The sequence below is a fragment of the Chryseobacterium takakiae genome (genome assembly GCF_900129385.1).
Taxonomy (GTDB): Bacteria; Bacteroidota; Bacteroidia; order Flavobacteriales; family Weeksellaceae; genus Chryseobacterium; species Chryseobacterium takakiae.
The window spans coordinates 1-5,463 of the sequence record NZ_FQVO01000033.1 but is presented as its reverse complement, the minus strand read 5'-3'; the positions used below and the strand labels follow the sequence as shown (position 1 = coordinate 5,463).

Below are 5,463 nucleotides of genomic sequence, written 5' to 3'. Positions count from 1 at the left end.
ACGAAGATCAATACGCAGAATCTTGTTCAGGGAGCGTATCTGGTGAGTGTGAAAACAAATGATAACAAAACAGCGAGTGCTAAATTGATTAAGAAGTAAAATACATATGAAAAAGAAATCGTATACTTTAATTTTCGTACTATTTTTATATACATTTTTCGGGCAAAGTCCCAACACAACATCTACAGATAATCATATACCCCAGGTAATCCCTGCATCACCTACGGTTTCAGCTTTGATGAAATTTGAAGAGATCCCGGTAAGTAACTATAGTGGTATTCCTGATATTTCAATTCCAATATACGGAGTTGAAGGAAACTTAAATTTTGATATATCCCTAAAATATCATCCATTATCAATTAAACATAATGAAGTAGCCGGAGATACAGGTCTTGGCTGGAGCTTGTTTGCCGGAGGTACAATATCAAGAACAGTAAGAGGTGGCTACCCTGATGATTACAATGATGCTGCTTCTCAAAAAAAAGGAATTTATTTTAATTCTTATAAGGATATAATTAATGTTCTTGATGATACGTATTCATTTGATCACGATGATTATACTATCAATAACTTCTTTTTTGAAGCCAGTGAAAAGCAGAGATTTGACACGGAGCATGATCTATATCAATACAATTTTATGGGATATAGCGGCCGGTTTATTATAGTAAAGCTTACTAATGGCACTTATCAAGTCAAAAAGTTAACCATTGACACCTTAAAAATAACGTACGATGATCTTAATAAAAAATTTGAAATCGTTGATGAAAAAGGATATACTTTTACGTTTGACATTAAAGAGACTTCAAGTAACTTTACCTTTTCCCATAATCAGCTTCTTGATCCTTCTTTGGATTTTACGTCAGGAAGTAAACAATATAACGACTATATAAGTGCTTTCCATTTATCAAAAATAAAATTCCAAAATAATCTTATTGCGGAATTAATGTATGATGGGAATCTTTTTGTGGAGAAAAATGTGAGAAATAATATTGTAAAAAATGAGCCTGTTATGGCCAGAGATTTTACGCCGGTAAATTCACAATTATATCTAAATATTCACCAAATGGGAAACTGTGGCAATTACATACCCAATAACCTATTGCCATTACAAATTTCTACAAGCACTACCACAGAAACAAAAAGTAAAGTGCTCCAGCAAATAAATATTATTGATAAAGCTCGTATTTATTTCAGTTTTGAAAAAGGCAACAGACAGGATGAAAATATTCTTCAGCAAAGTGAAGCGCCATATCTTAAGAAAATTACCGTTAAGAATTGGAATAATGTAGAAGTTAAAAGTTTTGTTTTTAATTATGATTTCTATCACAAGCTGTTTTTAAAAGAGATTATCAATAAAACGGCAAATGATAGTGAAATTTTAAGATACGGATTTAAATACTTTAATAACCTTCAATCCTATCAGGGTTTTTCTAAAGATTTGTGGGGGTATTACAAATCTGCAGAAAATTTTTGTGATGATCCGTCGGCAGGATTCTATAATAATGAAGTAGATAAGCAGAATATTGCAAAGGATGTTCTTACACAAATCATTTATCCTACTAAAGGATCTGCTGTTTTTGAGTATGAACCTAATACTTATTCTTTTATAGGAGATACAAGTGTAGATAGTGAAATAGTAAACAATTCGGATAACTGGACAATCTCTCACATCAATAATACAACTTTAAACAGTAGTAATAGCGTTGAGCAGTTTTATGATCTTGGATTGTCATCAACAGACAAAAGATTGCTTATAAAAGCTACTATTGATAACAATTCAGGTATTGCCGGCTTTTTAAATTTATATAAATATCAGAATCAGAACTTGGTTTCTTCAATCTCGCTGACAGCAGGGGCAGATTGCTACAATGAATATCTTTTAGAGCAGGGATATACTTATAAAATCGGATTCAGATGGAATCATCAGGCGCAGGTTGGGCAAAATCCTGTAAGTAATTTGCCTGTAACCGGAACTGCTCATATTGACATTTATGGGAAAACTTTAAATGCACAGACCAATAATTGGCTGTATGGTGGAGGAATCAGGATTAAAAATATTTATTATTTTAAAGGAAATCCCATCATAAGTGATAATGATATTAAACTTCATATGTATCCAATCGGTTTTGAAAGAAAGCTTTCTTTTAAGTATCATTTATTTGATGATAATACCAAGAGCAGCGGTTCCCTTGTTTATCCAAAACCTGTAATGGAGTATCAGGTAAATAGAACATTTAAAGAATTTGGGACTTCGTGCGGTTTAAATGTTGACTGGAGGTATGTAACGTATAAAGTTCAAACAGAACTTAACAACCTTTCTGCTATTGTAACAAAAGGCTCTGATGTTGGGTATAAAAATGTAACTGTTACTGAACAGGGGAAGGGTAAAACAGAATACACCTATACATCTCCTATTGATTATCCCGAACAATTTCCGGCAATTGCTGTAAGTTATCCTTTCATAGAAACCAGTAATCAGGATTATAAAAGAGGGCTTCTTCTTTCAGATAAAAAGTATAATAATTACAACAAATTATTGAACACGATCAGTAATAATTATAATTTCCATGATTATGTGGAAGTTACAGGATTATCATTATATTATTTCAATTTTGATTGCCCTTATGCAAGTACCTACTTGTCGTATTCGGATTTGCTTTCGGCATTTTCGGCTCCTTTTTGTGGTAATGATATCCGATGCTTTAATGCTTCGCTATGTGGAAAACCAGCTAACTATATAGGCTACTACAGGAAAAAGGATACGTTCGGTTGGGCAGAACTTACAAATTCATTAAACAAAGATTATTACGATGCAAACGGAAACGAAAAGATCTTAACAACTACGAGCGATTATACTTATAACTTAACAAATTTAAAGTTAAAATCTTCCCGTACAACTTATCCTGATAATTCAGTGAGTGAAATCAGCTATAACTATGCATCTGATAAAAATAACACGTATCTGATTGCCAATAATATTATCGGAGTGCCATTAGAAACTGTTGCTACAAAAAAAATAAATGCCCAGGATATAGGAAAAACAATTTCGAAGATAGAAACTATTTACCCTCTCAATCAATCAGAGGCCAATACAAAAACTTCTGGGCTACCACTACCTAGTGAAGTTAAGTCTACCAATCTTTTAAACACCGCTTCCACGGAAATCACCTATAACCAATACGACAGCAAGGGCAACCTGCAGCAGTACACCACCAAAGACGGCATTCCTACGGCCATTATCTGGGGGTACAACCAGACCCAGCCTATTGCTAAAATTACAGGAGCGACCTATGCCCAGGTAAGCAGCCTGGCGTCGGCTATTATTTCCGCTTCAGACCTGGATGCATCCAATCCTTCCAATGAAGCGGCCTTGATCACAGCTTTGGATAATTTCAGGAAAGACAGTACAATGGCAAATTACCAAATTTCTACATATACCTACGATCCATTGATCGGGGTTACTACCATTACTCCTCCATCTGGAATCCGGGAAGTGTATCTCTATGATACCGCTAACAGGCTAAAAGAAATCAGAGAAAATTCTGCCACCGGAAAGCTGTTAAAAGAATTCAAGTACAACTACAAAAACTAATCACTGATGAAAAAAATATTAATCCCGGTCGGGGCTTTGCTGATGTCAGGTTTATTCCATGCCCAGCTCACTAACACGGAAAACTACGTTTATACCAAAACCTATTTAGATTATAACGGAACCACCGCTACCAAAACTTCAGAATCTGTACAGTATTTTGACGGGTTGGGAAGACCCAAGCAGGTGGTGAATATCAAAGCTTCCCCAACGGGGAAAGACGTGGTCACCCATATTGAATACGACGGCTTCGGAAGACAGGTGAAAGATTACCTTCCCGTTCCCCAGCAGGGAACACAGAGTGGAGGAATTTACACGTCTCCTTTGAGCAATGCCACCCAGCCCACCCTTTATGGTTCAGAGAAGATCTTTTCAGAAAAGATTCTGGAAAACTCTCCCTTAGACAGGATTTTACAGCAGAAACAGGTGGGTAATGCGTGGGATACAAAACCCGTTCAGTTTGAATATTCCGCCAACATTGGCAATGATGTATATCATTTTGTTACCACCACTATTTGGGAAAACGGGGCTACAAAGTCCAGTTTGAGTTTATCTTCAATCCCCGCCTATGGAGCTAACCAGCTCTACAGAAACGCTGTTATTGACGAAGACGGAAATAAGACTTACGAATACAAAAATGGGGAAGGACAAACCATTTTGGTAAGAAAAATGATCTCTGATACAGAATATGCCGACACCTATTATGTGTACAATGAATACAACCAGCTGGCTTTTGTGATCCCACCAAAAGCGGTTAATCAGACTATTACCGAAACCTTGCTTAATGATCTTTGTTATCAGTATCGTTACGACGGCAGGAACCGGTTGGTAGAAAAGAAGCTTCCGGGCAAAGGCTGGGAATATATGCTGTACGACAGACAGGATAGACTTGTGGCAACGCAAGACACCGTTCTGAAAGAAAAAGGCCAATGGCTGTACACCAAATATGACCAATTTGGAAGAGTGGCCATTACCGGAATCAGTATAGGGTCTGACAGAAGCACTGAACAGGCGGAAGTTAATGGTATAAGTCCCAACAATGTCAAGAGAATACAGACCGTTCTTTTCAACCGGCAAGGAATGGATGTATATTATGATACACCGGATAGCACTTATCCTAATTCAAGCAAATGGGTAACCTTATTGTCTCTAAACTATTATGATTCTTACCCGGGATACGGTTTTAACCCAACGTTCCCTTCAAGCATTCTGGGAGAACCCACCCTTACCGAAACGCCTACCGCAGAAGGATTAAGTACCAAAAGCCTTCCGGTGATGAGTTTGGTTAAAAACATCGAGGACGATAACTGGACGAAAAACTATACCTATTATGATAGAAAAGGAAGAGCCATTGGGAGTTACTCCATCAATCATTTAGGCGGGCGCACCCAGGTGGAATCCAAGCTGGATTTTGCAGGCGTGGTTCAGCAAAGCATTACCCGTCATAAAAGGCTGAATACCGATACCGATAAAGTGATTACCGAAAACTTTACCTATGATTCCCAGAACAGATTGAAAACCCATACCCACCAGGTGGACAATAGTCCGGTGGAATATTTAGCGCAGAACACCTACAACGAATTGTCACAACTGCAAGCCAAAAAAGTGGGCGGAACAGCTTTAGGAAGCGGTTTGCAAACCGTGGATTACAGCTATAACATTCGTGGCTGGATGACACAGATTAACGATCCTAATAACCTGGGAGGTGATCTTTTTGGATATAAAATCAAGTACAATGAAGTGGAAGGATTACAAACTCCTGATACTTCAGACCCCTCTTTACAGGTCCTTCCAAGATACAACGGCAACATTGCCGAAGTAGACTGGAAAACAGGTGTAAGCGCCAACGAATCCCTGAAAAGGTATGGCTATGT

General features: G+C 37.4%; 3 protein-coding genes. All 3 read left to right on the top strand.

Annotated features, from left to right (window positions below):
• Positions 1-6: 6 nt before the first annotated feature.
• Positions 7-99 (top strand): hypothetical protein, encoded by a 93-nt coding sequence (locus BUA76_RS19145; protein WP_228408514.1) that lies wholly within the window; start codon positions 7-9, stop codon positions 97-99.
• A gap of 7 nt (positions 100-106) precedes the next feature.
• Complete coding sequence (locus BUA76_RS18905; protein WP_072886353.1) at positions 107-3,592, top strand: hypothetical protein; 3,486 nt, start codon at positions 107-109, stop codon at positions 3,590-3,592.
• Positions 3,593-3,598: 6 nt separating this feature from the next.
• The coding region (locus BUA76_RS18900; protein ID WP_228408515.1) for a DUF6443 domain-containing protein at positions 3,599-5,463 on the top strand (1,865 nt) is incomplete at its 3' end.